This is a genomic window from Streptomyces sparsogenes (genome assembly GCF_001704635.1).
Lineage (GTDB): Bacteria > Actinomycetota > Actinomycetes > Streptomycetales > Streptomycetaceae > Streptomyces > Streptomyces sparsogenes.
Genome location: NZ_MAXF01000197.1, coordinates 1 through 23229, shown reverse-complemented (window position 1 = coordinate 23229; position 23229 = coordinate 1). Strand labels below are relative to the sequence as shown.

At 71.3% G+C, this 23229-nt stretch carries 18 protein-coding genes and 1 pseudogene; 3 read left to right on the top strand and 16 right to left on the bottom strand.

Going from position 1 to position 23229, the window contains the following annotated elements; all coding sequences use genetic code 11:
* From BBH68_RS36100 to BBH68_RS36050, 11 genes and pseudogenes are all read right to left on the bottom strand, one after another.
* Positions 1-284: pseudogene (locus tag BBH68_RS36100) on the bottom strand (hypothetical protein); the annotation flags it as partial.
* A 76-nt stretch (positions 285-360) separates the two neighbouring features.
* Positions 361-1149, bottom strand: a complete 789-nt coding sequence (locus tag BBH68_RS36095) for a carbohydrate ABC transporter permease (RefSeq protein WP_065968049.1) — start codon at positions 1147-1149, stop codon at positions 361-363.
* Positions 1150-1159: 10 nt separating this feature from the next.
* On the bottom strand, positions 1160-2128 hold the full coding sequence (locus BBH68_RS36090; RefSeq protein WP_245738474.1) for a carbohydrate ABC transporter permease: 969 nt from the start codon (positions 2126-2128) through the stop codon (positions 1160-1162).
* Positions 2121-3329 carry an ABC transporter substrate-binding protein gene (locus BBH68_RS36085; protein WP_245738473.1) on the bottom strand — a complete coding sequence of 403 codons (1209 nt, stop codon included), beginning with the start codon at positions 3327-3329 and terminating at the stop codon, positions 2121-2123. Before BBH68_RS36085 ends, BBH68_RS36090 begins: the two co-directional genes overlap by 8 nt.
* A gap of 115 nt (positions 3330-3444) precedes the next feature.
* The gene (locus BBH68_RS36080; protein ID WP_065968045.1) at positions 3445-4233 is read right to left on the bottom strand and encodes an alpha/beta fold hydrolase; all 789 of its coding nucleotides are present in this window, start codon (positions 4231-4233) and stop codon (positions 3445-3447) included.
* A gap of 90 nt (positions 4234-4323) precedes the next feature.
* Entirely contained in the window at positions 4324-7071 is a 2748-nt protein-coding gene (locus tag BBH68_RS36075; protein WP_065968043.1) for a helix-turn-helix transcriptional regulator, read from the bottom strand.
* A 222-nt stretch (positions 7072-7293) separates the two neighbouring features.
* Positions 7294-8220, bottom strand: a complete 927-nt coding sequence (locus BBH68_RS36070; RefSeq protein WP_065968041.1) for an ROK family protein — start codon at positions 8218-8220, stop codon at positions 7294-7296.
* Positions 8221-8231: 11 nt separating this feature from the next.
* A complete protein-coding gene (locus BBH68_RS36065; RefSeq protein WP_065968039.1) occupies positions 8232-9962 on the bottom strand; it encodes a dipeptide ABC transporter ATP-binding protein in 1731 nt (576 codons plus the stop codon).
* Positions 9959-10858 carry an ABC transporter permease gene (locus BBH68_RS36060; protein WP_065968037.1) on the bottom strand — a complete coding sequence of 300 codons (900 nt, stop codon included), beginning with the start codon at positions 10856-10858 and terminating at the stop codon, positions 9959-9961. Before BBH68_RS36060 ends, BBH68_RS36065 begins: the two co-directional genes overlap by 4 nt.
* The gene (locus BBH68_RS36055) at positions 10855-11814 is read right to left on the bottom strand and encodes an ABC transporter permease (RefSeq protein ID WP_065968034.1); all 960 of its coding nucleotides are present in this window, start codon (positions 11812-11814) and stop codon (positions 10855-10857) included. Before BBH68_RS36055 ends, BBH68_RS36060 begins: the two co-directional genes overlap by 4 nt.
* A 50-nt stretch (positions 11815-11864) precedes the next feature.
* The gene (locus BBH68_RS36050; RefSeq protein WP_065968032.1) at positions 11865-13682 is read right to left on the bottom strand and encodes a peptide ABC transporter substrate-binding protein; all 1818 of its coding nucleotides are present in this window, start codon (positions 13680-13682) and stop codon (positions 11865-11867) included.
* A 301-nt stretch (positions 13683-13983) separates the two neighbouring features.
* Here BBH68_RS36050 and BBH68_RS36045 point away from each other — a divergent pair, with 301 nt between their 5' ends.
* From BBH68_RS36045 to BBH68_RS36035, 3 genes are read left to right on the top strand one after another with little or no spacing between them, the layout of a single operon-like run.
* Positions 13984-15216 (top strand): ROK family transcriptional regulator, encoded by a 1233-nt coding sequence (locus BBH68_RS36045; protein WP_065968030.1) that lies wholly within the window; start codon positions 13984-13986, stop codon positions 15214-15216.
* 25 nt (positions 15217-15241) lie between these two features.
* Positions 15242-16762 (top strand): M81 family metallopeptidase, encoded by a 1521-nt coding sequence (locus BBH68_RS36040; protein ID WP_065968028.1) that lies wholly within the window; start codon positions 15242-15244, stop codon positions 16760-16762.
* On the top strand, positions 16759-17595 hold the full coding sequence (locus BBH68_RS36035; RefSeq protein WP_065968027.1) for a copper homeostasis protein CutC: 837 nt from the start codon (positions 16759-16761) through the stop codon (positions 17593-17595). Before BBH68_RS36040 ends, BBH68_RS36035 begins: the two co-directional genes overlap by 4 nt.
* A 47-nt stretch (positions 17596-17642) precedes the next feature.
* On the opposite strand, the gene BBH68_RS36030 is transcribed toward BBH68_RS36035, so the two are convergent.
* The 5 genes from BBH68_RS36030 to BBH68_RS36010 all read right to left on the bottom strand — a co-directional run bounded on the left by BBH68_RS36030 (position 17643) and on the right by BBH68_RS36010 (position 23028).
* Positions 17643-18467, bottom strand: a complete 825-nt coding sequence (locus BBH68_RS36030; RefSeq protein ID WP_065968025.1) for an SDR family NAD(P)-dependent oxidoreductase — start codon at positions 18465-18467, stop codon at positions 17643-17645.
* A gap of 49 nt (positions 18468-18516) precedes the next feature.
* Positions 18517-19083 (bottom strand): hypothetical protein, encoded by a 567-nt coding sequence (locus BBH68_RS43675; RefSeq protein WP_245738471.1) that lies wholly within the window; start codon positions 19081-19083, stop codon positions 18517-18519.
* 238 nt (positions 19084-19321) lie between these two features.
* Positions 19322-20716, bottom strand: a complete 1395-nt coding sequence (ptlI, locus tag BBH68_RS36020; RefSeq protein ID WP_065968021.1) for a pentalenene oxygenase — start codon at positions 20714-20716, stop codon at positions 19322-19324.
* 32 nt (positions 20717-20748) lie between these two features.
* The gene (ptlA, locus tag BBH68_RS36015) at positions 20749-21762 is read right to left on the bottom strand and encodes a pentalenene synthase (protein WP_065968018.1); all 1014 of its coding nucleotides are present in this window, start codon (positions 21760-21762) and stop codon (positions 20749-20751) included.
* Positions 21763-21969: 207 nt separating this feature from the next.
* Positions 21970-23028 (bottom strand): polyprenyl synthetase family protein, encoded by a 1059-nt coding sequence (locus BBH68_RS36010; RefSeq protein WP_065968017.1) that lies wholly within the window; start codon positions 23026-23028, stop codon positions 21970-21972.
* Positions 23029-23229: the final 201 nt, after the last annotated feature.

The following is a 23229-nucleotide window of genomic DNA, read 5'->3' as shown; positions in this document are numbered from 1 at the left end:
GGACCGTCTTCACCGCCCCGGGCGACGAGTCGGTGCGTTCGCAGGGCGGACAGGCGCTCGCCCTCCACGGTGACGGCCCGGAGCCGGCCGAGCGGCGCCGTACGGATCGTGCCGGAGCACACCCCGTCGGGGGCGGTGATGTGCATGGCGCCGAACGTCCGGGACAGGGCCTCACGCCAGTACGACCCTCTGTGGAGGACGGGCAGCGCAGCGGTGGTGTGGAAGCCGCCGGGGGCGCTTCCTGCCGGCCGCACAGGCTCCGGCCTCGATGTGTCCAGCACCATGATCCCTGTCCTTCAACCGATGAGCCGTCCGAATCACCGTGCCAGCGGTCCCGGAGCGGCACATCGCGTGAATCCGCTAGATGACACGGCGCTGGGCGACGACCAGCAGGACAGCGGCGGGGACGGACGCCATGACGGAGGTGGCCATGACGGCGTTCCACTGGTTCGTGTGGGCCCCGAGGTATTGATAGATGCCCAGAGTGATCGGGCGAACGGTGTCCGTGGTGGTCAGCGTCAGGGCGAAGAGGAAGTCGCTCCAGGTGAAGAGGAAGGTGAAGACGGCGGCGGTGATCAGGGCGTTCGTGCTCATCGGGAGCACCACGGAGCGGAAGACGCGCAGCCTGCCGGCGCCGTCCAGGCGCGCGGCGTCGATGATCTCCCTGGGAATGCTCCGCATGAACGAACGCATGATGATGATCGCGAAGGGGACCCCGGCGGTGGAGTCGGCGAGGACCAGTCCGGCGTAGGAGTCCAGGAGTCCCAGGTCCTGGTAGGCGCCGTAGAGAGCGTTGGCCACCGCGATGCTCGGCACCATCTGCGCGATCAGGATGCCGAAGAGCACGAGGTTGATTCCGCGGAGGGGGAAGTGTGCCAGCGCGTGGGCCGCCGGCGCGGCGAGCCCGAGGCTGAGCACCACGCTGCCGAGGCTTACGACAAGGCTGGTGACGAGGTTGCCGCCCTGATCGTGCAGTGCGGTGACATATCCGCTGAGATCCGGATGAGCGGGGAACCATCCGCCGTGCAGGGTGTTGCCCGCCGGCTGGAGGGAGGCGTTCACCGTCCAGTAGACGGGAAACAGCATCACCGCGAGCAGGATGAGCCCGATGACGGTGGACGACCGGCCACGGCCCGGCGCACGCTTCAAAGATCGCCTCTCAGACGTTACGGGCGCGCTGGACGGCGCGCAGGTAGACGAGGGCGGAAGTGAGCGAGATGACGAGGAGTACGTTGCTCAACGCGGCACCGCGCCCGAACTCGAACTGCTGGAAGGACAGTGCGTAGGCCTGCGTGGCGATGGTGTCCGTGGCGTTGGCCGGCCCTCCGCCCGTCACCACGAGGATGATGTCCAGCACCTTGAGCGTGTAGACCACGCCCAGCACCAGTACGACGCCGACCTGGGGCCGCAGCAGTGGCCAGGTGATATGGCGGAACGACGCCACCGGGCCGGCGCCGTCCAGCTCCGCCGCCTCGTACAGGTGCGCGGGGATGTTCCGCAGGCCGCTGTACAGGATCGCGGTGTTGAAGGGGATGCCGACCCAGATGTTGACGAGAATCACCGACCCGAGCGCCTGTGAGGGGCCGGTGAGCCAGGGGACGCCGGAGGATGAGAGATGGAGGCCGCGCAGGGCCGCGTTGACGACTCCCGTGTCGGGATCGAGCATCCACTTCCATGTCGTTCCGGAGACGACCAGCGGCAACAGCCACGGCAGCAGCAGGAGTGATCGCAGAAGGCCGCCGAGCGGGAAGCGGCGCTGGAAGAACAGGGCGAAGGCCAGGCCGAGTGCGAACTGCCCGACGATCGAGCCCGCGGTGAACAGGACCGTGGTCGCCACGGTTGTGGAGAACAGGTCCGACGACAGGACCTCCGAGTAGTTCCGCAGCCCCACGAACGGCGCGGAACCCGTGTAGAACGTCGTGGTCGTGTACTCCTGGAAGCTCATCACGGCGTTCCTCAGGATCGGGTATCCGAAGAACAGCAGCAGGTACGCCGCGGCGGGCGCGATGAACATCCACTGGGCCAGCCGCTCGCCGGAGCGCGACCGGGCCGCGCCCCGGTGCCCCGCCGAGGCAACGCCGTCGTCCTGCCCGGTGCCCTTCCGGAGGACCGGGGACGGGTCAGTCACCGGTCGCGAACCGCTGCGCGGCCTTGAGAGCTTCCGCCGGCGTCTGCTCGCCCGTCAGCGCGGACTGGATCGCGGTGTAGATCCCGGTCGCCGCCTTGGGCCACCTGACGCCGAGCTGGCTGGTGCGGGCCCGCGCCGCTGCCACGCTCCTGGCGAAGACGGACATCGTCGGAACCTGCTCGGCGTGCCGGGCGGCCACCGTGGTGCGGGAGGGCACGGTGAAGTGCTGCCGGGCCAGGGTGAGCATGTTGGAGGAGTTGTTCAGGCAGGCGAGGACCTGGGCGGCCTTCGCCCGCCGGGCCTCGGAAGGGCTCTGCGGCACCGTCCACACCTCACCGCCGAGCGGGGTGACCGGGGTCTGCCCCGCCCGGGGGACGGGGATGGGGGCGACCCCCCAGTGCAGGTCCTTGTCCGTGTTCAGGGCGGGGATCCGCCAGGGGCCATTGATCATCATGGCTGTCCTCCCCGCGACGAACTGATCGTGGACGTCGGCCTGTGTCCAGTTCAGCACCGACCTCGACATGGATCCGCTCTTCACCAGGTCGACCCACAGCTGGAGTGCCTGCGCGGCCTGTGGGGTGTCCAGCCGCCTCTCGTCCCCACCGTTGGACCACAGGAAGGGCAGGAACTGCCAGGTGCCCTCGAACGTGGCGTTCGCGTCGACCGCCATGCCGTAGCGCCCGGGACGGGTCAGCTTGGTGGCAGCCGTCTTCAGCTCGCCCCAGGTCCTCGGTACGGCGACACCGGCCCTGGCGAGCATGTCCTTGTTGTAGAAGAGGGCGACCGTGCTGACGTAGGGGGCCAGTCCGTACACCTTTCCCCGGTAGGTGCCCGCCGACAGGATGCCCTTGGCGTAGCCCCTGGGCTGGATGCCGTACTGGTCCAGAGGGGTCAGCGCGCCGGTCCGTGCGATCTGCTGCAGGTCGGGGTTGTCCAGCATCAGCAGGTCGGGAAGGGTCCGCGAGGACGCCTGCCGCAGGACCTTGGGGATGAGCGACGCCGCCGGAACACTCGTCTGCTCGACCTTCACGCCGGCGGCCCTGCCGCAGGCGGTGAGCATCTCGTCCCACTGGGTGTGCTCGGGTTCGTCGGTGTAGTAGTCCAGCGCGGTGATGGAGGTCACCTTGTCCGTGGCGGACCCGGCGCCGGGTCCGCCACCGCACCCGGTGGCGGCCGCCACCAGGGTGATCGTTCCGGTCAAGAGGGCGGCGATCCGCCGAACCGACGGTCTGGCCGGTGAGGTCATGCTGGTGCCTTTGTCGAGAGACGTCTGTGGCCGAAGCCAGCTCGCGCGGGGGACGGACCCCGTGGTGCCGTCAAGATGGCCGATACAGGCATCTTCCGCTCGAACGCATGGTACCGAGCCCCGGCCGGCCGGCGACATGGGCCACGGCATCCCGGATCATCGCCACCACGGCGTCGGGCTGCGACAGCACGACGGCGTGTGAACCGTCCAGCGCGTATTCGGTGGCTGCCATGCGTTGTGCCATGAAGCGCTGAGCGGTGGGATTGAGCATGCGGTCGGCGGTCGCGATGGCGTACCAGGACGGCTTGGAGGCCCATGCCGGCGGCCCCGATCTACCGGTCAGCGCGCCGCAGGCGATCGGGCGTTGCGCCACGGACAGCACCTCCTTGTCGCTGGTCGGCAGGTCGGCGGCGTACACCTGCGGGAACTGCTCCCGGCGGATGTACAGCTCGCGGTCCGGCTCGCCGGGGGTCCGCGCGGGGAGGGCGGCGGTGCAGGTCGCGTCGGCCGCCGGCGCGGGGGCGAAGCGGTTCGTGATGTCCAGGACGCACTCGCCGGCGTCGAGGCCGAACGCGGCGACATAGCACAGGGCCAGGACGTTGTCGGCGTCGGTGGCGGCGTGGGTGATGACCGCGCCACCGTAGTCGTGGCCGACCAGGACGACAGGGACCTCGATCTGCCGCACCACGCTTCTGAGGTAGGCGGCGTCCCGCGCCAGATCGCGCAGCGGGTTCGCCGGGGCGCGTACGGTCAGTCCGGCGGTGTGCAGGCGGCTGATGACCCCCGCCCACGACGAGGCATCGGTGAACGCCCCGTGCACCAGCACAACGGTCGGCGGTGCGGGGACGGAGCTGTGCATGCCGGTGACCTCCGACGGAGTGTGTGGGAGGCGCCAGCCAAGCGCCTCCAGGGGCGGTGGCGCATCGCGTGAACGTACCAACAGCTCCGCTCAGCTGTCGGGCAGGGCCATGACCAGGTTGGCGAGTTGCACCCGGGAGTTGACCGACAATTTCTGGAAGACGGACGTCAGATGAGTGTTGACCGTGTGCGGGGAGACGACGAGCAGGCCGGCGGCCGACCGGTTGGTGTGACCCGCGGCGATGAGCCGTGCGACCTTCTTCTCCGAGGCCGTGAGGGCGCCCCACCCCTGGACGGGGCGCTGCTTGGCCGCCGCCCTGCGGCCGCCGGCGCCCGACTCCTCCCGAGCGCGCTGTGCGCGTGCCGCCGCGGCGTGGGCGCCCGACTCGGCGAACGTGCTCCTGGCGTGCGCCAGGGCGGCTGCCGCCGGACGTTTCCGGCCTGCCGCCAGGAGCGCCTCTCCGAGATCGGCGTACGCGGCGGCTCGGACCAGCGGGCGGGGGCTCGCCTTCAGCAGCTCCGCCGCGTGTTCGAGCATGGCGGGATCGTTTCTCACCAGCCCGAGGGCCTGCGCCGCGATGCCCCTGGCGGTCGGCACGGCGGCGTTGCGTTCGGCGTGGGCTCCGGCCTGCGCGGCCAGGTCCTCGGCGAGTTCGTGCTCCGCGCCGCGCAGGGCCATGCGGATCGCGGAGTCGACCCAGTCGCGCAGAAGCCGCCAGCGCATGAAGGGACCCTCCTGCTGCACTTGTCGGATCCTGTCGACGGCGAGCCCGATGTCTCCGTCGGCCTCGGCATGGACCGCCTCCAGGAAGCGCACCGCGGCCGTGTTGCCCGGGTTCGGCTTGGCCACCAGCCTCTCCCGCGCCGCGACCAGGTGCTCCCGCGCCGCTTCCCGGTCGCCGCGCAGCAGGGCGATCCGGGAGCGGATCACGCGACCGTTCACCTGCTGGACGGGCACCTGCACCTCGTCCTCCAGGCGCTCCATGGTCATGAAGCCGGCGTCGGCGTCGTCGAGCCGACCGAGCCCCAGATCGTGCTGGCCCTGTGCCCACAGCATCATCGCCTGCCGCGTCGCCCCGGCGCGGTCCGCCGCCTCCGAGAGCAGCCGTTCGCCGGACTCGAAGTCGTCCACGTGCAGGTGCGCGACGATCTCTTCGGGAAGGAAGGCGGAATCGATGGCGCTCAGCGCGGCGAAGCGCTCCAGGGCGACGGCGTTCTCACCCGCGTTCTGCGCGATCTCGCCGAGCCCGGACAGGGCCAGGATGTGTGCCTCGCGGTCACCGGCCGCGGTGGCGGCACGCAGCGCGGTCTCGCCGGCCTCACGCGCCGCGACGAGATCGTCACCCCGGGACAGGGCAAGCGCGCGCAGGGCGGCCAGCCTCGCCCCGATCTCCGGGGCGGCGCCCCCCGCGGCGAGGGCGGTTTCGACCCGGCGGCGCAGTTCACCGGCGAGATCCATGTTCCACAGCGTCCCGCCGAGGGCGGCCTGCAGCCGACCGAACGCCTCCAGCGGTGGTCGGCCGGCCAGGAGCCGGTCGCCTGTCGTCAGGGCCTCGCGGTTCCGGCCGGCCCGGGTCAGGGCGAGGATCGTCTGCTCACCCACGGTGAATCTCAGGGGCAGTGCGGAGGGCACCAGGTCCAGTGCGCGCGTCATCAGGTCGGCCGCGAGGCCCGGCGTGACCGGCAGTACGTCGTCGGCCGCTCGCCGCAGCAGCGCCACGGCTTCCTCGTCTCCGGGCAGGGCTCCCCTGAGGACGTGCGGCACCGCGTCGATCGGCTGGTGGCCCGCGGAGACCAGGTGGTGGGCGGCCTCACGGTGAAGGGCCTTCCGGGCCGAGGGCGGGATGTCGACATAGACCGCCTGGCGCAGCAGGTCATGCCGGAAAACCAGATGATCGCCGTCGTCGTCCAGGAGTCCCGCGCGCACGGCTTCCTCGAGCGCCGCGATCAATGCGGCGGTCGGCCGCCCGCAGAGCGCGGCGGCGTCGTGGAAACCGAAACTGCGCCCCAGCACCGCTCCCATCTGGAGGAAGCGCAGGGTGTCGGGCCGCAGGGAGCTGAGTCTGCCACGCACACCCACCACGAGCCCGGGGGGCATGAGCCCGTCCGAGGCCTCGGCGGTCCGCAGTCCCGCGAGCATCTCGGCCGCCAGAAACGGGTTCCCGCCTGCCCCGTCGAGCAGGTCCCGCACGTTCCCGTCAACCGCTGCCCCGAGGGTGTCCCCGGCCAGTTGATCGATGGCCGCCCCGGACAGTGGCCCCAAGGGCACGGTGACCGCCGGGAGGTTGCCGACGGCGGCCGCGACCACCTCTTCCGCCGGCCCCGCGGGCTCCCGTCGCGCGGTCAGCACCCACAGGACCGGCGAGGTCCGCAGGCGCGTCGGAAGCTGCTTCAGGGCGAACCGGCTCAGCGGATCGGCCCACTGCGCGTCGTCCAGGCCGATCAGCACCGGCACGCTGCCCGCTCGGGCTTCGATCGCCTCCGCCAGGCGCTCCACCAGCCAGATGCGCTGATCGTGAGTACGGGAGAGATCGGCGAAGGCATCGCCGGACAGCAGCGGCTGATCGCCGTGCAGGAGGCAGGCCGCCAGCGACGAGAGCGGCACGATGTGATGAAGCTCATCGGCCTTGCCGACGCCGACCGAGAACCCCGCCGCCCTGGCCCCGGAGGCGGCCTCGGCGAGCAGCGTGGTCTTACCGATGCCCGGCTCCCCCTGCAGCAGGACCAACCCGCCGCTACCGGTGCGGGCCACCGAGGCGATCAGCGCCTCGAGCTCTTCCAGCTCGGCCTCCCGGCCGCGCAGACCTCTACGGGTCAGCGATCCGCCCGCCCCCGCCACTCATGTGCCTTCCTGTCCGTACTTCCCGGCGAGGCCGGTCTCAGCCCACCACCGGCCGGGACTCCGCCCTTCGGCGCCACCTGCCGGTGCCGAAGGGCATCGTCGCCGACCCGGGCGTGTGCGGCTGCCGCTGTCGGTGTGGGACTGGAAGGGCGACGGAACGCCTGCGATGGGATGATTGGTAGCTTAGCGTCTCGTATCCCACTCGCTGTCGGCCGGCCCTCAGGGTGTCGTCAGGACTCCCGCACCCGGCGTCGTCTCCAGGCGGGCGCGGGCGGCGGCGCCCACCGGTACGGCATCGGCGCCGAGCCGGGCACGGACCAGGCGGACCGGGTGACCGCTGACCGGGGGCTCCTCGGCGAGCTGGGCCCGTATGACGGGCTCGAGGAGGTGCCAGGCACGGCTGACGCCGCCACCGATCACCACGGTGGTGATGTCCACCAGGCCGGCCGTCATGACCACCGCCCGCGCGAGCCCGGCGCCGGCGGCGCGGTACACCTCCAGGGCGTCCTGGTCGCCGCGCGTGGCCGCGTCGGCGACCTCTCGCGCGGTGAGCCGGCGGCCGGTGCGGTCGGCGAACCGGGCCCCGATGGAACGGCCGGAGGCCAGGGTCTCCAGGTGGCCACGCCCCCCGCAGGTACAGGGCAGGTCGCCGAACCCGGGGATGTGTCCGATCTCACCGGCCGCGCCCTGCGGGCCGGCGAAGAGCCGGCCGCCCGCCCAGAGCGCGCCGCCCACACCCGTGCCCAGCGCGATGCCCAGGACATCGGGCTCGCCCCGTACCGCGCCGCCCGACACCTCCCCGCGCAGGAACGCGTTGACGTCGTTGTCGAGGAACGCGGGCACGCCCAGGGCGTCCTCCACGGCGGCGGTGACCGGGAAGCCCGACCAGCCGCTGAAGGAGTCGCTGGCCACCAGGATGCGGCCCACCGTGGTGTCCACCACCCCGGCCGCGCCGACCCCGACGCCGACCAGCCGGCCGGGCGTACGCCGCAACAGCGGTGTCAGGACACCGAGCGCGGCGTCGATCATGGCCTGCCCGCCGGAGGCCGCCGGAGTGGCCGTTCCGGCCCGGTCGAGCACCGTGAGGTCGTCGTCGCACACCACCACCTGGGTCGTGGTCCCGCCGATGTCCACGCCGGCGAACAAGGGGCGGTCGCTCACGCCTCGGCCCCCGTACGTCCGGCCGCCAAGGTGGCCAGGCGTTCGGCCCTGCGTCCGCGCTGGACCACCGGGTCGGGCACCGGCACGGCGGCCAGCAGCCGCCGGGTGTAGTCCGTCTCCGGGTGCAGCAGCGTCTCCCCGGTGAGGCCCTGCTCCTCGATCCGCCCGGCCCGCATGACGGCGACCCGGCGGGCGAACTGCTGGACGACCGCGAGGTCGTGGGAGACGAACAGACAGGCGAAGCCCAGCTCGTCCTGCAGCTCCGTGATCACCTTCAGCACGGACTCCTGCACGCTCACGTCGAGCGCGCTGGTGGGCTCGTCGGCGACCAGCAGCCGGGGCTCGAGCACCAGCGCGCGGGCCAGGGACACCCGCTGGCGCTGACCGCCGGACAGCTCGCCGGGGGCGCGCCGGACGATGTCGCGGGGCAGCCGGACCCGGTCGAGCACCGCCTCGACCCTGCCGCGCCGCTCCTGGGCGGACAGCCCACGGCGATGTACCCGCAGGGGCTCGGCGACGCACTCGCCGACCGTCATCCTGGCGTCGAGCGCGGCGACCGGGTCCTGGAGGACCACGCCGATGCCGGATCGCAGCGCCCGGCGGGCACGGGAGCGGGTACGGGCCAGGTCGGCGCCGAACAGCGACACGGTGCCGGACGTCGGCGGGATCAGGCCGAGCGCGACCCGCGCCGCGGTGGACTTGCCGGAGCCCGACTCGCCCACCAGGCCCAGGGTCTCGCCGGGGCGGACGACGAGCGAGACACCGTCCAGGGCGTGCACCGCGCGCTTTCCGCGGCCGAACACCACCGAGATGTCGCGGAGTTCGACGACCGGCGCGGTGGCGTCGCCGCCGCCGGACCCGTCGTCCGGGCGGGGATCGCCGGCCGGCGCGCGCCCGTCGGGCTCCGCGACCGACAGCCGGGGCACGGCGGCCAGCAGCCGCCGGGTGTAGTCGTGGGACGGGCGCAGCAGTACGTCCTCGACCGTGCCGGTCTCCACGATCCGGCCCTGGTACATCACGGCGACCCGGTCCGCGAAGTCGGCGACCACACCCATGTTGTGGGTGACGAGCAGGACGCCGGTGCGGGTCTCGGCGGCGAGCCTGCGCAGCAGGTCGAGGATCTCGGCCTGCACGGTGACGTCCAGCGCGGTGGTCGGCTCGTCGGCGATCAGCAGGGCCGGATCGTTCGCGATGGCCATGGCGATGACCACCCGCTGGCGCTGGCCCCCGGAGAGCTGGAAGGGGTAGGCGGCCGCGCGCTTCTCCGGCTCGGGGATGCCGACCCTGCGCAGCAGGTCGACGGCGCGAGCGGCGGCGTCCTTGGCGGAGACGTCGCCGTGGTTGCGGATCACCTCGGCGATCTGCTTGCCGATCCGGGTGAGCGGGTCGAGCGCGGTGGCTGGCTCCTGGAACACCATGGAGACGGTCCGGCCCCGCAGCGCGGCGAGCCCCGCCTCGTCGGCGCCGACGATGTCGGTGCCGTCGATCACGGCCCGGCCCGTGGCCCGGGCGTTTCCGGCCAGCAGCCCCATCGCGGCCAGCGCGACGGTGGACTTCCCGGAGCCCGACTCGCCGACCAGGGCGAGGGTCTCACCGGGACGCACCTGAAGGGACACCCCCCGTACGGCGGGGACCTTTGAGGACTCGGTGGTGAAGACGACATCGAGGTCGTCGAGTTCGAGAATCGGCTCGGCCGCCGGGGCGGCGGAGGCCTGGGTGGCGGTCATCCGCGTCCCCTCACGTCGAAAGCGTCACGGAGCCCGTCCCCGATCGCGTTGAACGCCCACACCACCAGGATGATGGCCAGGCCGGGCGGCAGGATGAGCCACCAGTAGCCGGAGTAGGCGGCGGTGAGTCCCGCGGAGAGCATGCCGCCCCAGTCGGTGGCCGGTGGCTGCACGCCCAGGCCCAGGTAGGAGACGTAGGCGACGAGGAGGATGGCGTCGGCGATCTGGAAGGTCGTGGCGACGATGATGGTCGACACGGAGTTGGGCAGGATGTGCCGCAGGATCGCGCGGGCGTGGGTTCCCCCGATGGCCCGCAGGGTCAGTACGTAGTCGCGGTTCTTCAGGGTCAGCGTCTCGGCCCGGATGAGCCGGGACGGCACCAGCCATGACACCAGTCCGAGGATGAGGATCAGGCCGGGCAGGCCGGGGGTGGTGATGGCGGAGACCACCAGCAGGATGAAGAGGGCGGGGATGGCGATGCCCGCGTCCACGATCCGCATCATCACCGCGTCGATCCAGCCGCCGGCATAGCCCGCGACCGCGCCCCACAGCGTGCCGATGACGGTGGCCAGGGCGCCCGCGGCGAGACCGACGATCAGCGACACCTTGCCGCCGTACATCAGCCGGCCCAGCTCGTCGTGGCCGACGGCGTCGGTGCCGAGCCAGTGTGTGCCGCTCGGGGCGAGGTTGACCTGGTCGAGGGCGGTGTGGGTCTGGTCCGTGGAGTACACCAGCGGGCCCACGAAGCAGAACAGGACGAAGAACAGCACGACGCCGAGCCCGGCGACGGCGAGCCGGTTGCGCAGGAAGCGCCGCACGGCGAGCCGGGTGCCGGAGGTCTCACGGGGGGTGTCCGCGGTGCCGGGCGCCTTGGCCGGCTGGATGACGGCGCTCATGCCCGGCCTGCCTTCACTCGGGGATCGATGATCCGCTGGACGATGTCGGCGAGCAGCGTGCCGACCACGGTGGCGACGGCGATGACCAGCACACAGCCCAGCAGGACCGGGTAGTCGGAGGCCTGCGCGGCGGACCAGAACAACAACCCCATGCCGGGGTAGTTGAAGAGCTGCTCCACCACCAGGGCACCGCCGAAGAGCACCGGCAGGTAGTAGCCGAGCATGGAGATCACCGGGGTCAGGGAGTTACGGAACACGTGCCGCCGCAGGATGGCGCCGTAGCGGGAACCCCCGGCCCGCGCCGTCCTGACGTAGTCCTCGGAGAGATTCTCCAGGGTGGCGGCGCGCATGTAGCGGCTGAACACCGCCACCATGGAGGCGGCGCCGGTGGCCACCGGCAGTACCAGGGCCTGCGGCTCGGAGAACACCTGGGCGAGCGACTGGCCCTGCGGCGCCTGGGACGGGAACCACGGCAGCACCTGGCTGAACACCAGAACCAGGATCAGCCCCAGGAAGTACACCGGCGTGGAGTAGGCGATGAGGCTCAGCGTGGTGATGACGTAGTCCGCCGGCCTGTTGCGGCGCACCGCCTGCCACATACCCAGCGGGATCGCCAGGAGCAGGCCGATGACCAACGACAGGACGGTCAGCACCAGGGTCTTCGGCAGCCGCTCCCCGATGAGCCGGGAGACCGGGGCGTTCAGGGTGTACGAGGTGCCGAGGTCACCGTGCAGCAACTGGTTGAGGTAGTGGAGGTATTGCACGGGCAGGGACTGGTCGAGGCCCTGTTCGTGGTTGAAGCGGGCGATCTGCTGCGCCGTGGCCTGCGGGCCGAGGATGCCGCGGGCGGGCCCCCCGGGCAGGGCGTGCAGCAGACCGAAGACCACGATCGTCACGATCACGATCACCGCGACGGCCTGGAGGACCCGTCTGATCAGGTACGAAGGAGTGCTCATGTGTTTTCCGGTCGCTTCGGCTCAGGAATGCGCTGGGTCACCGGCCGGGCTCAGTTGTCCGTCCACTTCCACATGGCGGGGTGGAAGTTGGCGAGCGAGTCCTGCGCGAAGCCGCCCAGCCCGTTCTTGACCACGGAGACCTGGTAGTCGGGCTCCGGCAGCCAGATCACCGGCAGGTCCTTGGCCAGCGCGGCGCTGTACTTCTGGACGGCGGCGGTCGAGTCGGAGGTGGTGGTCTGCGTGATCAGCTTGTCCACCTCAGGGTTGGAGTAGCTGCCGAAGTTGGAACCGCCGCCGGTCTGGAAGAGCGAGTCACCACTCGGGTACGCCGGGAAGTACCAGCTGCCCGCGGTGCCGAAGAAGGATAGCTGCCACTTGCAACCCGGGTCGGCGGACTTGCACTGACCGGTCTGCGAGAGCACCGAGTTGACCGGGGCGGTCTTGATGGAGAACTTGATGCCGGTCTTCGAGAAGGAGGACTGCAGCGCGCTCATCATGTTGTCGGTCACGGTCGAACCGGACTGGGACAGCACGTGCATCTCGAACTTGGTGCCCTTGGCGACGCCCGAGCCGCACTGGTCGGCGCCGCTGCCCGCGTCGGTGCACACCATGGTGCCGTTCCGCTCGGTCCAGCCGTGCGAGGTCAGCAGCTTCCTCGCCTTGGCGGTGTCGAACGGGTAGGGGTTGTTCTTCTGCTCCGGAGAGACGAAGTCGGAGGCCTGTCCCTGGGGGATCGGGCCGTAGGTGGGGACCGCGGTGCCGTTGAACACCACCTTCGCCAGGCTGGTCTGGTCGACCGACATCTGGATCGCCTGCCGGGCGTAGAGCTGCTTGAAGACGGCGCCCATGGCGGGGTTGTTGAAGTTGTAGGGCATGTAGGTGATCGCCCAGCCCGCCCACGGCTTGATCGTGTAGCCCCGCGACTTGAAGGAGGCCTCCTGGCTGAGGTCGGTGGCGTTGATGTAGCCGTAGTCGACCGTGCCCGCCCGCAGCGCGTTCGCCTCGGCGTCGGTCGTGGTGAAGGGCAGGAGGTTGACGTGTTTGATGTTGGCCTTGCCGCCGCCGTCGTACTTGGCGTTGGCGGTCAGTTCGACCCTGCCCGCGGTGGAGAAGGACTTGAGGGTGTACGGACCGCTGACGACCTTCCACAGCGGGTCGCTGGCGTAACCGGAGATGTTCTTTGCGGCGTTGTTGAGGTATTTCCAGACCTGCTTGGCGCCAGCCTTGGTGCGATCCAGGTCGGAGACGGCACCGGAGTCGCTGGTCTTGTCCCAGACGTGCTGCGGCATCGGGCGGATCATGCTCAGCTCGTTGGCGAGCATCCACTGCTGGTTGTACGCCTTGTCGAACGCGATGGTGAAGTGGGTGTCGTCGACGATCTTCAGCGAGGTCCAGTTGTCCGGTGCCTTGCCCGGGCTGTAGCTTGCCCAGTCGGCCTTGTTGGCCTTGACCAGGTTGAACCAGAACTCGACGTCGCGCGAGGTGACCGGCTTGCCGTCGCTCCAGTGCCGGTTGCCGAGCGTGATCGTGACGCTCTTGCTGTCCTTGGCGAAGTCCGCCGCGGTGGCGAGGGAGTTCTTCTTGTTCCAGCCGACCTCGCCGGTGGAGCCGTCGTAGGCGATCAGCGGCTCCCAGAGGGACTGGGATATGGAGGAGTTGTTGGTGTTGAGGTGCGAGGCCGTGCCGACCGGGAGGATCCAGTTCGGCGTGAAGTTGGCCGGGAGCGCGTAGTTGATGGTGTCGGTCTTGTGTCCGCCGGAGGACGAGGTACCGCCTCCGGAACAGCCGGTGAGCAGTGCGCCGGACAGGACGGCGGCACCCGCGACGAGGGCCCAGCGGCGGCCGGTCGCCGAATGAGCAAGGAACATGACTCTCCTCGGAGTGAAAGGACCCGTGATGTGCCCCATGGGGGCCGGCGCCGCGGGGATCGGCGCTGCGACGACAGTCAACGTGCCACACGCCGATCAAACAAACAAGAATTAGTAAAAAGTAAGTTTCTGCGAGCTGAGCAGAAGTCTCCACAACCTGATCCGGGCAGCGAAATCGGCGCCTTTGGCCCGGTTTGCCACGCTACCGGCCAAGGTGATGTTGTCCGGGAAGCGGTTCACGTACGCGTTCTGCGGGCGTACTGTCTTCGTCACACCCACCGTTGCGGAAGTTACTTCGTACATGACTGAAATAAGTGCGCGGAACCGTCAGTCGGCGAAGGGGAGTTCCTCCCTCGCCGCCCGCGTCCTGGAACTCGTGGCCTCGGGCCAGGCCTCGTCACGCGCCGAACTCGCCGGCCTGCTCGGTGCCGCCCCCTCGACCATCTCCCTGACCGTGGCGCAACTGGTCGAGCGCGGGCTGATCGCCGAGGAAGGCACCCAGTCGTCCACCGGCGGGCGCCCCCGCAAGGTCCTCCGGCTCGGCGGCACCGACGAGTTCGCCGTCGCCGCCGACCTCGGCGGCCGGCACGCCCGGATCGGTGTGGCACTGCCCGGCGGCCGGCTCGAAAAGGTCTCCACCGTTCCGTTCGTCATCGCCGACGGCCCCGAGCAGGCCCTGCCACGGCTCGCCGAAACCCTGGAGGCCCTGGCCGAGGAGCGCGGACGCGACCGGCTGTGCGGTGTCGGCCTGTCCCTCCCGGGCCCCGTGGACACCCGATCCGGGGCCGCCATGCTGCCGTCGCGGATGCCGGGGTGGAACCGCTTCCCGGTCGCCACCTGGCTGGAGGAACGCTTCGGCGTCCCGACCGCGGTCGACAACGACGCCAACTGCATGGCGATGGGTGAGCACACCGTCCGGCCCGCCGAACACCGACAGTCGATCATGGTGAAGATCGGCTCGGCGATCGGCGCCGGCGTCATCGTCGACGGCCGCCTCTACCGGGGCGCCACCGGCGCCGCCGGCGACATCACCCACATCCGGATCGACGGCGCCGCCGACATCCCCTGCTCCTGTGGCAAGACCGGCTGCCTGGAGACCGTGGCCTCCGGCGCCGCCCTGGTACGCATCCTGCGCGAGCGCGGCGCCGACGTCAGCAGCATCGAGGACGTCGTGGGCCTCGCCGCCGACGCCGACCCCGAGGCCACCCGTGCGGTCCGCCGAGCCGGAGAACACCTCGGCCAGGTGCTCGCCGCCAACGTCAACTTCTTCAACCCGGACGCCGTCTACCTCGGCGGCATCCTCTCCACCCTGGAACCCTTCGTCGCCGCCGTCCGCAGCCAGCTCTACGACAGCTGCCACCCGCTGGTCACCGAGCACCTCACGATCGAGCGGGCCAGCCTCGGCGTCGACGCCGGAGTCGTCGGGGCCGGACAGTTCGCCCTGCAGCGCGCCATGGCGCACGCCCTGCGCAACGCGGGCGGCACCGGGCTCGGTGACGAGCGCCCCGGCACCGCCGCATCCCGCACCCCCTGACGCACCCCAACCCGCACGAGGAGCCATGTCGGAATCCCGCACCGCCGCCCGCCCGGTCATCGCCATCGCCGGGCTCGGCATCGAGTCGTCCACCTTCTCCCCGGCCCGCACCGAGGCCCCCGCGTTCCACCCCTCGCGCGGCGCCGACGTACTCGACCGCTACCCCTTCCTCGCACCCGGCGAGGAACTGCGCGAGGCCGCCGACTGGCACGGCGCCCTGGTGGGCAAGTCGCTGCCCGGCGGCATGGTCACCGCCGCCGCCTGGTCCGCGCTCACCGGCGAACTCATCGACCGCCTCGCCGCGCTGCCCCGGCTCGACGGCCTCTGGTACGACATCCACGGCGCGATGACCGTCGAGGGCGTCGAGGACGCCGAGGCCGTCCTGCTGGAACGCATCCGGGCCACCGTCGGCCCCGACGTGATCGTCTCCACCTCGATGGACCTGCACGGCAACGTCTCGCGCGAACTCGCCCACCGCAGCGACCTCATCACCTGCTACCGGATGGCCCCGCACGAGGACCACATGGAGACCAAGGAGCGCGCCGTGCGCAACCTGGTCGACCTGCTCGCCTCCGGCGCCCCCCGACCGGTGAAGGCATGGGTGCCGGTCCCGGTGCTGCTGGCCGGAGAGCAGACCTCCACCCGCATCGAGCCCGCCAGGAGCGTGTACGCGGCGGTCGAGGAGGTCGAGGCCACGGCCGGGGTGACCGACGCGGCGATATGGGTCGGCTACGCCTGGGCCGACGAACCACGCAACCGCGCGGCCGTCGTCGTCACCGGCCCCGACCGGAGCGCCGTGTCCTCAGGCGCCGAACGCCTCGCCCGCGGCTTCTGGGAGGCCCGTCACGACTTCGACTTCGTCGCCCCGACCGGCACCTTCGACGACCTCCTCGACGAGGCCCTGGCCTCCCGGCACCGGCCGTACTTCATCAGCGACACCGGTGACAACCCCACCGCGGGCGGCGCCGGCGACGTCACCTGGGGGCTGACCAGGCTGCTGGAGCGCCCGGAGTTCCAGAAGGACGACGGCCCGACCGTCCTGTACGCCTCGGTGCCCGGCCCCGCCGCCGTCGACACCGCGGTCGCCGCCGGCGTGGGAGCCACCGTCACCGTCACCGCGGGCGCCGAGGTGGACGACCGGCACGCCGGCCCCGTCACCCTCACCGGCGTGGTGCACGCGATCCGGCACGGCGACCGCGACGCCGAGACCGAGGTCGTGGTCCGCGTCGGCAGCGTGTACGCGATCCTGACCCGGCGGCGCAAGCCCTACCACCACGAACACGACTTCTCCGACCTGGACCTGGACCCCCGCTCCGCCGACGTGGTCATCGTGAAGATCGGCTACCTGGAGCCGGAGCTGTTCGACATGGCCGCGGCATGGAAGATGGCCCTCACCCCGGGCGGGGTCGACCAGGACCTGGCGCGACTCGGTCACCACCGCATCCGCCGGCCCATGTTCCCCTTCGACCGCGACATGGCCGACCCGGACCTGACCGCCCGGATCATCCCGGCCTCCGACCAGCCGCTCACCGGGGACGACGAGTGAGGGGCGGCCCCGGAACGCCGGACACCGCCCTCGAGATCGCGGTCACCTCCCCCGCGGGCGCTCGTGCCGCCCGCGACCACGGTGCCGACCGGGTCGAACTGTGCACCGGGCTCGAACTGGGCGGCCTGACCCCGTCGGCGGCCTCGGTGGAGGCGGTGGCAGCGGTCGGGTCCCCGGTGCACGCCCTGGTGCGGTGCCGCCCCGGTGACTTCGTGTACGACGCCGAGGAGATCGCGCTGATGGTCGCCGAGGTAGGCTCGGTCGTCGCCTCGGGCGCCTCCGGGGTGGTGGTCGGCGCGCTGACCGCCGAAGGCCTCCTGGACACCGACGCCCTCACCCGCCTGACCGACGCCGCCCATGACGCGGCCTCGCACCACGAGCGCTCCGTGGAGGTCACCCTCCACCGCGCGATCGACCAGTCCGCCGACCCGGTCGCCACCGCGGCGCTGCTCCCCTCGCTCGGCATCACCAGGGTCCTCACCTCCGGCGGCGCGGCCACCGCGGCCGACGGGGCGACCACGCTCGCCGCGATGGTCGCCGCGGCTCCCGGTGTGCAAGTCATGGCAGGCGGCGGCGTGCGCACTCCCGACATCCCCGCCCTGGTGGCCGCGGGGGTCGCCGCCGTGCACCTCTCCGCCAAGACCCGGGCCGAGCCCAGGCGCGGCGGTGCCTGGATACCACTCGGAGCCGCGGGAGCCTCCGCCCTCCAGGACACCCACTTCGTCACCGACCCGCACGTGGTGGCCGAGGCCCGCCAGGCCCTGGACGCCACACGGACCACCGGCCGCCCCGACCATCGGCGCACGCCGCCCGGCCCCGGCCGGACAGGCTGACCGCCGGCCGCCCCGACCATCGGCGCGCCCCGCCCGGCCCCGGCCGGTCAGGCCGACCCGGCCTCGCCGCGCGGCGCGATGTGGAAGTCGAAGGCGACGGTGCCCGGGTCCAGCGCCGTCGCCCCGCCGTCGACCGTGAGCACCGCGCCGTTGACGAAGGACGCCGCCGGAGAGAGCAACCAGCCGATCGCCTCGGCGACCTCACGCGGTTCGCCGGGCCGGCCCATCGGCAGGAGCCGGGTCGCCTCCTCGTAGGCGGCGTCCACACCACCGTCCCCCAGCCCCGCCTCCTGCGCGAAACGCGCCATGCGCCGGTCGGCCATCTCCGTCCTCACCCAGCTGGGACACACCACGTTGGCACGCACCCCCTCCCGGCCGTGGTCCACCGCCACGGAACGGCACAGCTGCACCAGGGCGGCCTTCGACGCGGCATACGGGGCACCGCCGGGCCCGCTGAGCAGGGCCGAGACCGAGGCGACGGCGACCACCGCTCCCCGCGCCCGCCGCAGATGCGGGATCGCCGCGCGCAGGAGCAGCAGCGGACCGGTGACGTTGGTGCGCATCACCTCGTCCCACTCCGCCAGCGACAGATCACCGACCGTGCCGCCACGCCCGATGCCCGCGTTGAGGACCAGACCGTCGACGCGCCCATACGCGGCGAGCGCCGCGCCGACCAGACCCTCGGCGGCCTCGGGGTCACCCACATCCGACGGATACGCCAGCACGCCCGTCTCCCCCTCCAAGCGCCGCAGCGGCTCGACCCGGCGCCCGGACACGACCACCTGATGCCCCTGTTCGCGCAGCAGCCGGGCGGTGGCCGCGCCGATACCGGAACCGGCGCCGGTCACGATGACAACTCGCTCGTCCGTCACAGTGTTTCAGCCTTCTCTTCCGAGATCACAAACGCAGCGATCGTAGAGGTCAGGGACGCTGGGCCGAATTCAGCCGTTCGACCTGCTTGTTGACAAGGCCGAGGGGGAACCTGGCCGGCATCCCCACGTTCGTATCCGTGAAACTGGCTGTGACGTTGTCCGTCCGCACGAAAACATGGTGTTCGTCCCGGACTCCCTCTCCGTCCGGCAGCGGGATGACCACATGGAAACCGAGGGCCTCGTCCCCAACGTCCGGGCCCTTGTCCATGGTGATCCTGGCCTTGTACTTCCCCGCCACACTGACCCCCGAAAAGGACCTGCAGTCCGCAAGGGATGCCTGGAGCTGTCCAAAAGCCTTTTGCGCCTTCGTGCCCTCGTAAGAAGCCAGGGTGGAATCGCCCCCGAAGATGTTCTCCCTCCAGTTGTAGATCTGGAACACAACGGCGGACGCGTCCTCGGCCGCAAGTATGGTGAGGACTCTTTGGCAGGAGGCATCCGAGACCGGCGGCAACGTCTTCCGTCGCTCTTCCGGAGAAGGTTCCTGCACTGGCACGTCGTAAGCCTGTGGCACCTCACTGTCCTTCAAGGCGAGTGCCTTCAGCTGCTTGGCGGTCAACGGAGGTCTTGACGTTCTCGACGGTGCCTCCGTGCCCGCAGACGACGATGGGCTGCTCACCGTTTGGTGGGTCGAGCAAGCAGAGACGATGAACATTCCGGCGATCACCACAGCACTTGCTGACATCCGTCGCACGAGTGCAGCCACAGGTGCCTCCTCTGAGTCGTCCGTACGAGTCAGACAGACGCTAGCCGCAACCGCCGACGGTAGGTGCGCGATCTCCCTGCGCACCCTTCGTTCACGTCAGGTCGCCCCCGGTCGGCGCGGGAACGGCGGAGGGCGTCCGGTGCGGGGTGCGGGCGTCGAGCCTCAGGCGGAGGCGGCGGGGGTGGTAGACGGTGGCCAGCGGGACCGGGCGGATGTCCATGCCGGGTTCGCAGGTGACCCGCCAGCGGCCGAGGATGGTGGCGAGTCCCAGGGTGGCCTCGGTGCGTGCGTAGAGGTCGCCGATGCACTTGCGGGCACCCGTGCCGAACGGTACGTAGGCGTGGCGGGCGGCCGGGGCGATGCGGTCCGGGAGCCAGCGGTCGGGGTCGAACTTCTTGGGGTGGTCGAAGGCGTCCTCGTACTGGGAGACCGCGGCGGGGCTGAAGACGACGGTGGAGCCGGTGGGCAGGCGGCGGCCCGCGAGTTCGGTGGGGGAGGAGGTGAGGCGGGTGAACAGCCAGGCCGGCGGGCGGAGTCGGAGCGTCTCGGAGATGATCCGGTCGGTCAGGGAGAGGTTCGGCAGGTCGTCCCACCGCGGGGCGCGGCCGCCGAGGACGGTGTCGATCTCGTCGTAGAGCGCGGCCTCGATCTCCGGGTGCTGGGAGAGGAGGTAGAAGACCCAGGTGAGGGTGCCCGCGACGGTCTCGGTGCCGGCCGCCATGACGGTGATGACCTGGTCGTGGATCTCCTTGTCGCCGAGCCGGCCGCCGTCGTCGTCGCGGGAGGCGAGCAGGGCGGCGAGCAGGTCGTCGTGCTCGGTGTCGGAGCCGCGGTAGTCGTCGATGAGCCGCTGGGTGGTCCGGTGGAGGAAGGCCAGGTTGCTCCGGTAGCGGCGCTGGGACGGCAGGGGCAGCCGGCGGATCGAGGCCGGAAGGAACATCTGCCGGAACAGGCCGTTGAGCACGACGTCGAAGGAACGTTCCACCTTCGCCGCCAGCTCGGGGCTGACGGGTGTGGAGTACAGGGTGCGGCCGACCGTGCGCAGGGCCATGCCGTACATCTCCTGGAAGGCGTCGACGACCATGCCGTCCTGCCAGCGCGACGCCGTGGCCTCGATCTCGGCGTGCATGGCCTCGGCGTACCGCTTGAGCTGGCCGCGGGTGAACGCCGACTGCATCAGCCGGCGCTGGCGGCGGTGGTCGGCGAACGGGCAGGTGACCAGGCCGTTGCCGGCGATGTCACGGGCGCGGTCGTAGAAGACGCCGCCCTTGTCGAAGATGCGGTCGTTGGTCAGGACGTGCCGCAGCAGTTCGGGGTGGGTCGGGACATAGGCCCTGGTGGGGCCGATCTTGATCTCGACCAGGTCGCCGTGGGCCGACAGCGAGGTCATGAAGTTCACGGGGTGACGCATCATCTGGAGGGCGTGTCCCACGACGGGGAGCGCCCCGGGCGCCGCTCCCGCCGAGAAGGTGGTCTGCTCGGTCATTCGATCCTCAACTTCCCGTCGTGTGTGTGCTGCTAGTGGGCGGTGCTGCCGAGCTCCTCCAGGTAGCCCTGGACCCCGGCGGCGACCGCGAACTCGGCGTCGTAGCGGCCCGAGGTGCGGTGCCAGTCGTAGGAACCGCGGATCACGGTGCGCACGGCGTCGTTGCGGTAGCGCTCCAGGGCCTCGCGCTCGGCCTCGTCGAGCCGGTAGATGTCGCCGACCTGCGGCAGGCACGACTCCAGCAGGAGGTACTGCTCCAGGCGGGCGCGCACCTCGCTCTGGATGTGGGCGACGCTGCGGTCGTCGGACCAGCCGTGCTCCCGGCGCAGGATCATGACCATGTTGTTCTGCTCGCCGCGGGCCTCTTCCTTCTCCAGCGAGGCGATGTCGTTGAGCAGCAGATTGACGTCGACGGCGATCTGGAGCATCGCGGAGAGCACAGCGCTGTCGAAGACCCGGTGCGGCACCTCGAAGCGGCCCGCGCGCTCGGCGAGGTCGACCGTCGGCTGCACCCCGATGGTCTGCCGGCGCACGGCCAGGTACTCGGCCGCGGAGTTGTACGGCGTGTCCCAGAAGCGGCTCTCCGCCTCGTCGACGTAGCCGTCGAAGTACCTGCGCCAGTGCCGGGCGCTGCGCGCGCACCAGGCGGGTGTCATGCCCTCGCTGGTGCGCCGCCAGATGTCGGCGAAGCCGTGGGCGATGGGGGGCGCGGTGTCGGGGAGGGGGCCGTCCAGCGCAGCCGCGACCGCGTCGGTGAGCTGCTTGGTCTCCTCTGGGTTCTCGCCGCGCGGCCCGTCGAAGAGGTCGTCGAAGAGGAAGAACCACGACATCAGGTCGACGCCCAGGTCCAGGTCGGCGCCGGTGGCGTGCGGGTAGAAGCGGGAGGCCAGGTCGGCGTAGCCGCCACGCAGATGACGCTTCGCCGCCGCCTCGGACTTGATCAGCCCGAGCGACCGCGGCCAGATCAGCTGCTCGGCGTCGGCACGCGCGTGATCCGGGCTCTGCCGGCCCGGCAGGGGTATGTGGAAGTCGACGTCCTGGGGCATGGGGAATCCTCGGGAGTGGGTTGCGGAGGCGCAGCGGGCATGGTGGTGCCCTGGTGGGGGCGCTGCGCTGAGCGGAGTCAGAAGTCAGAAGGCGGCAGGCAGGAGGCAGGAGGCAGGAGGAGGCAGGACTCAGGAGTCGGGGGTCGGGGGTCGGGGGTCGGGGACGGGGTCGGAAGGGGGCTTACGGGTACGGGGGCCGGCTCGGTCTCAGACCTCGCGGTCGACGACGAACCGCCCGAGCGCGAGGAGTTCGTCCCGCGCGCCGGCGTCCAACTCGACACCGCGCAGCGCGTCCTCGGCCAGCGCCAACCGCCGGGCGGCCTCGGCCAGCGCCCAGTCCCGGCCGCCGGCGCCCTCGATCAGACCGGCCACGCGCCGCAGTTCCGCCTCGCCGGGTTCGCCGAGTTCGCCGGGTTCACCAGGTTTCCCGGCTCCGCCGGGTCCGCCCGGGGCCGCGAGCCAGGCGGCCAGCTCGTCGCTGAGCGGGCCTTCCTGGTTCAGCGCGTAGCTCACCGGCAGGGACTTCTTGCGGGAGCGCAGATCCGAGTGGACCGGCTTGCCGGTGACGGCCGGGTCGCCCCAGATGCCGAGAACGTCGTCGACGAGCTGGAAGGCGAGGCCGACCTGGTCGCCGTAGAGCGCCAGCGCGTCCACCGTCGCCTCCGGTGCCCCGGCGAGGACGGCGCCGATCGCGGCGCTCGCCGACAGCAGCGCGCCGGTCTTGCCGGCGGCCATGTCGACGCACTCCTCGACCGTGACGTGCGAGCGCTGTTCGAAGGCCAGGTCCTGGACCTGGCCGCGGATCAGGTGCCGGGTGGTGCGGGCCAGCAGCCGGGCGGCGGGTGCCGCCGTCGGCAGCCCGGTGTCCAGCAGCACCTCCTGGGCGAGCGCCAGCATCGCGTCACCGGTCAGGATGGCGCTGGAGGAACCCCACAGCTTCCACACCGTGCGCCGGTGGCGGCGCTCCTCGTCGCCGTCCATCAGATCGTCGTGCACCAGGGAGAAGTTGTGCACCAGCTCCACGGCGACGGCGCCGGGCAGGGCGACCTCCGGCGGCGCTCCGACCGCCTCGGCCGACAGCAGCGCGAGCGCCGGCCGTACGGCCTTGCCGGCGTCGGCGCTGGTCGGCGCGCCGCCGGCGGTGATCCACCCGAAGTGGTAGGCCGCCTGGTGACGTGAGCGGTGGTCGAGCCGGTCGACGGCGGCGCGCAGCGCCGGGGTGATCGTGACCCGGCCGTGGCCGAGGCAGGCGGGAGCCGTGCTCATGCCCCTCCCTCCCGCTCAGTCGTGGCGCGCTCCAACGCGCGGGCTTCCCTCGTCACTGCTCGCTCCTCCGTCGCTGCGCGGCTCCTCAGTCCAGCCCGCGCAGCGCGCCAAGACACGCGCCCCTCCTCCCGCTCAGTCTTGGCGCGCTCCAACGCGCGGGCTTCCCTCGTCACTGCTCGCTCCTCCGTCGCTGCGCGGCTC

Bases quoted from the DNA above. Each gene is read 5' to 3' on its own strand.
- BBH68_RS36060 (WP_065968037.1), bottom strand. From the start codon at position 10,858: ATGAGCGCCGTCATCCAGCCGGCCAAGGCGCCCGGCACCGCGGACACC.
- ptlA (WP_065968018.1), bottom strand. From the start codon at position 21,762: ATGCCCCAGGACGTCGACTTCCACATACCCCTGCCGGGCCGGCAGAGC.
- BBH68_RS36055 (WP_065968034.1), bottom strand. From the start codon at position 11,814: ATGAGCACTCCTTCGTACCTGATCAGACGGGTCCTCCAGGCCGTCGCG.
- BBH68_RS36065 (WP_065968039.1), bottom strand. From the start codon at position 9,962: ATGACCGCCACCCAGGCCTCCGCCGCCCCGGCGGCCGAGCCGATTCTC.
- BBH68_RS36040 (WP_065968028.1), top strand. From the start codon at position 15,242: ATGTCGGAATCCCGCACCGCCGCCCGCCCGGTCATCGCCATCGCCGGG.
- BBH68_RS36080 (WP_065968045.1), bottom strand. From the start codon at position 4,233: ATGCACAGCTCCGTCCCCGCACCGCCGACCGTTGTGCTGGTGCACGGG.
- BBH68_RS36050 (WP_065968032.1), bottom strand. From the start codon at position 13,682: ATGTTCCTTGCTCATTCGGCGACCGGCCGCCGCTGGGCCCTCGTCGCG.
- ptlI (WP_065968021.1), bottom strand. From the start codon at position 20,716: ATGACCGAGCAGACCACCTTCTCGGCGGGAGCGGCGCCCGGGGCGCTC.
- BBH68_RS36045 (WP_065968030.1), top strand. From the start codon at position 13,984: ATGACTGAAATAAGTGCGCGGAACCGTCAGTCGGCGAAGGGGAGTTCC.
- BBH68_RS36010 (WP_065968017.1), bottom strand. From the start codon at position 23,028: ATGAGCACGGCTCCCGCCTGCCTCGGCCACGGCCGGGTCACGATCACC.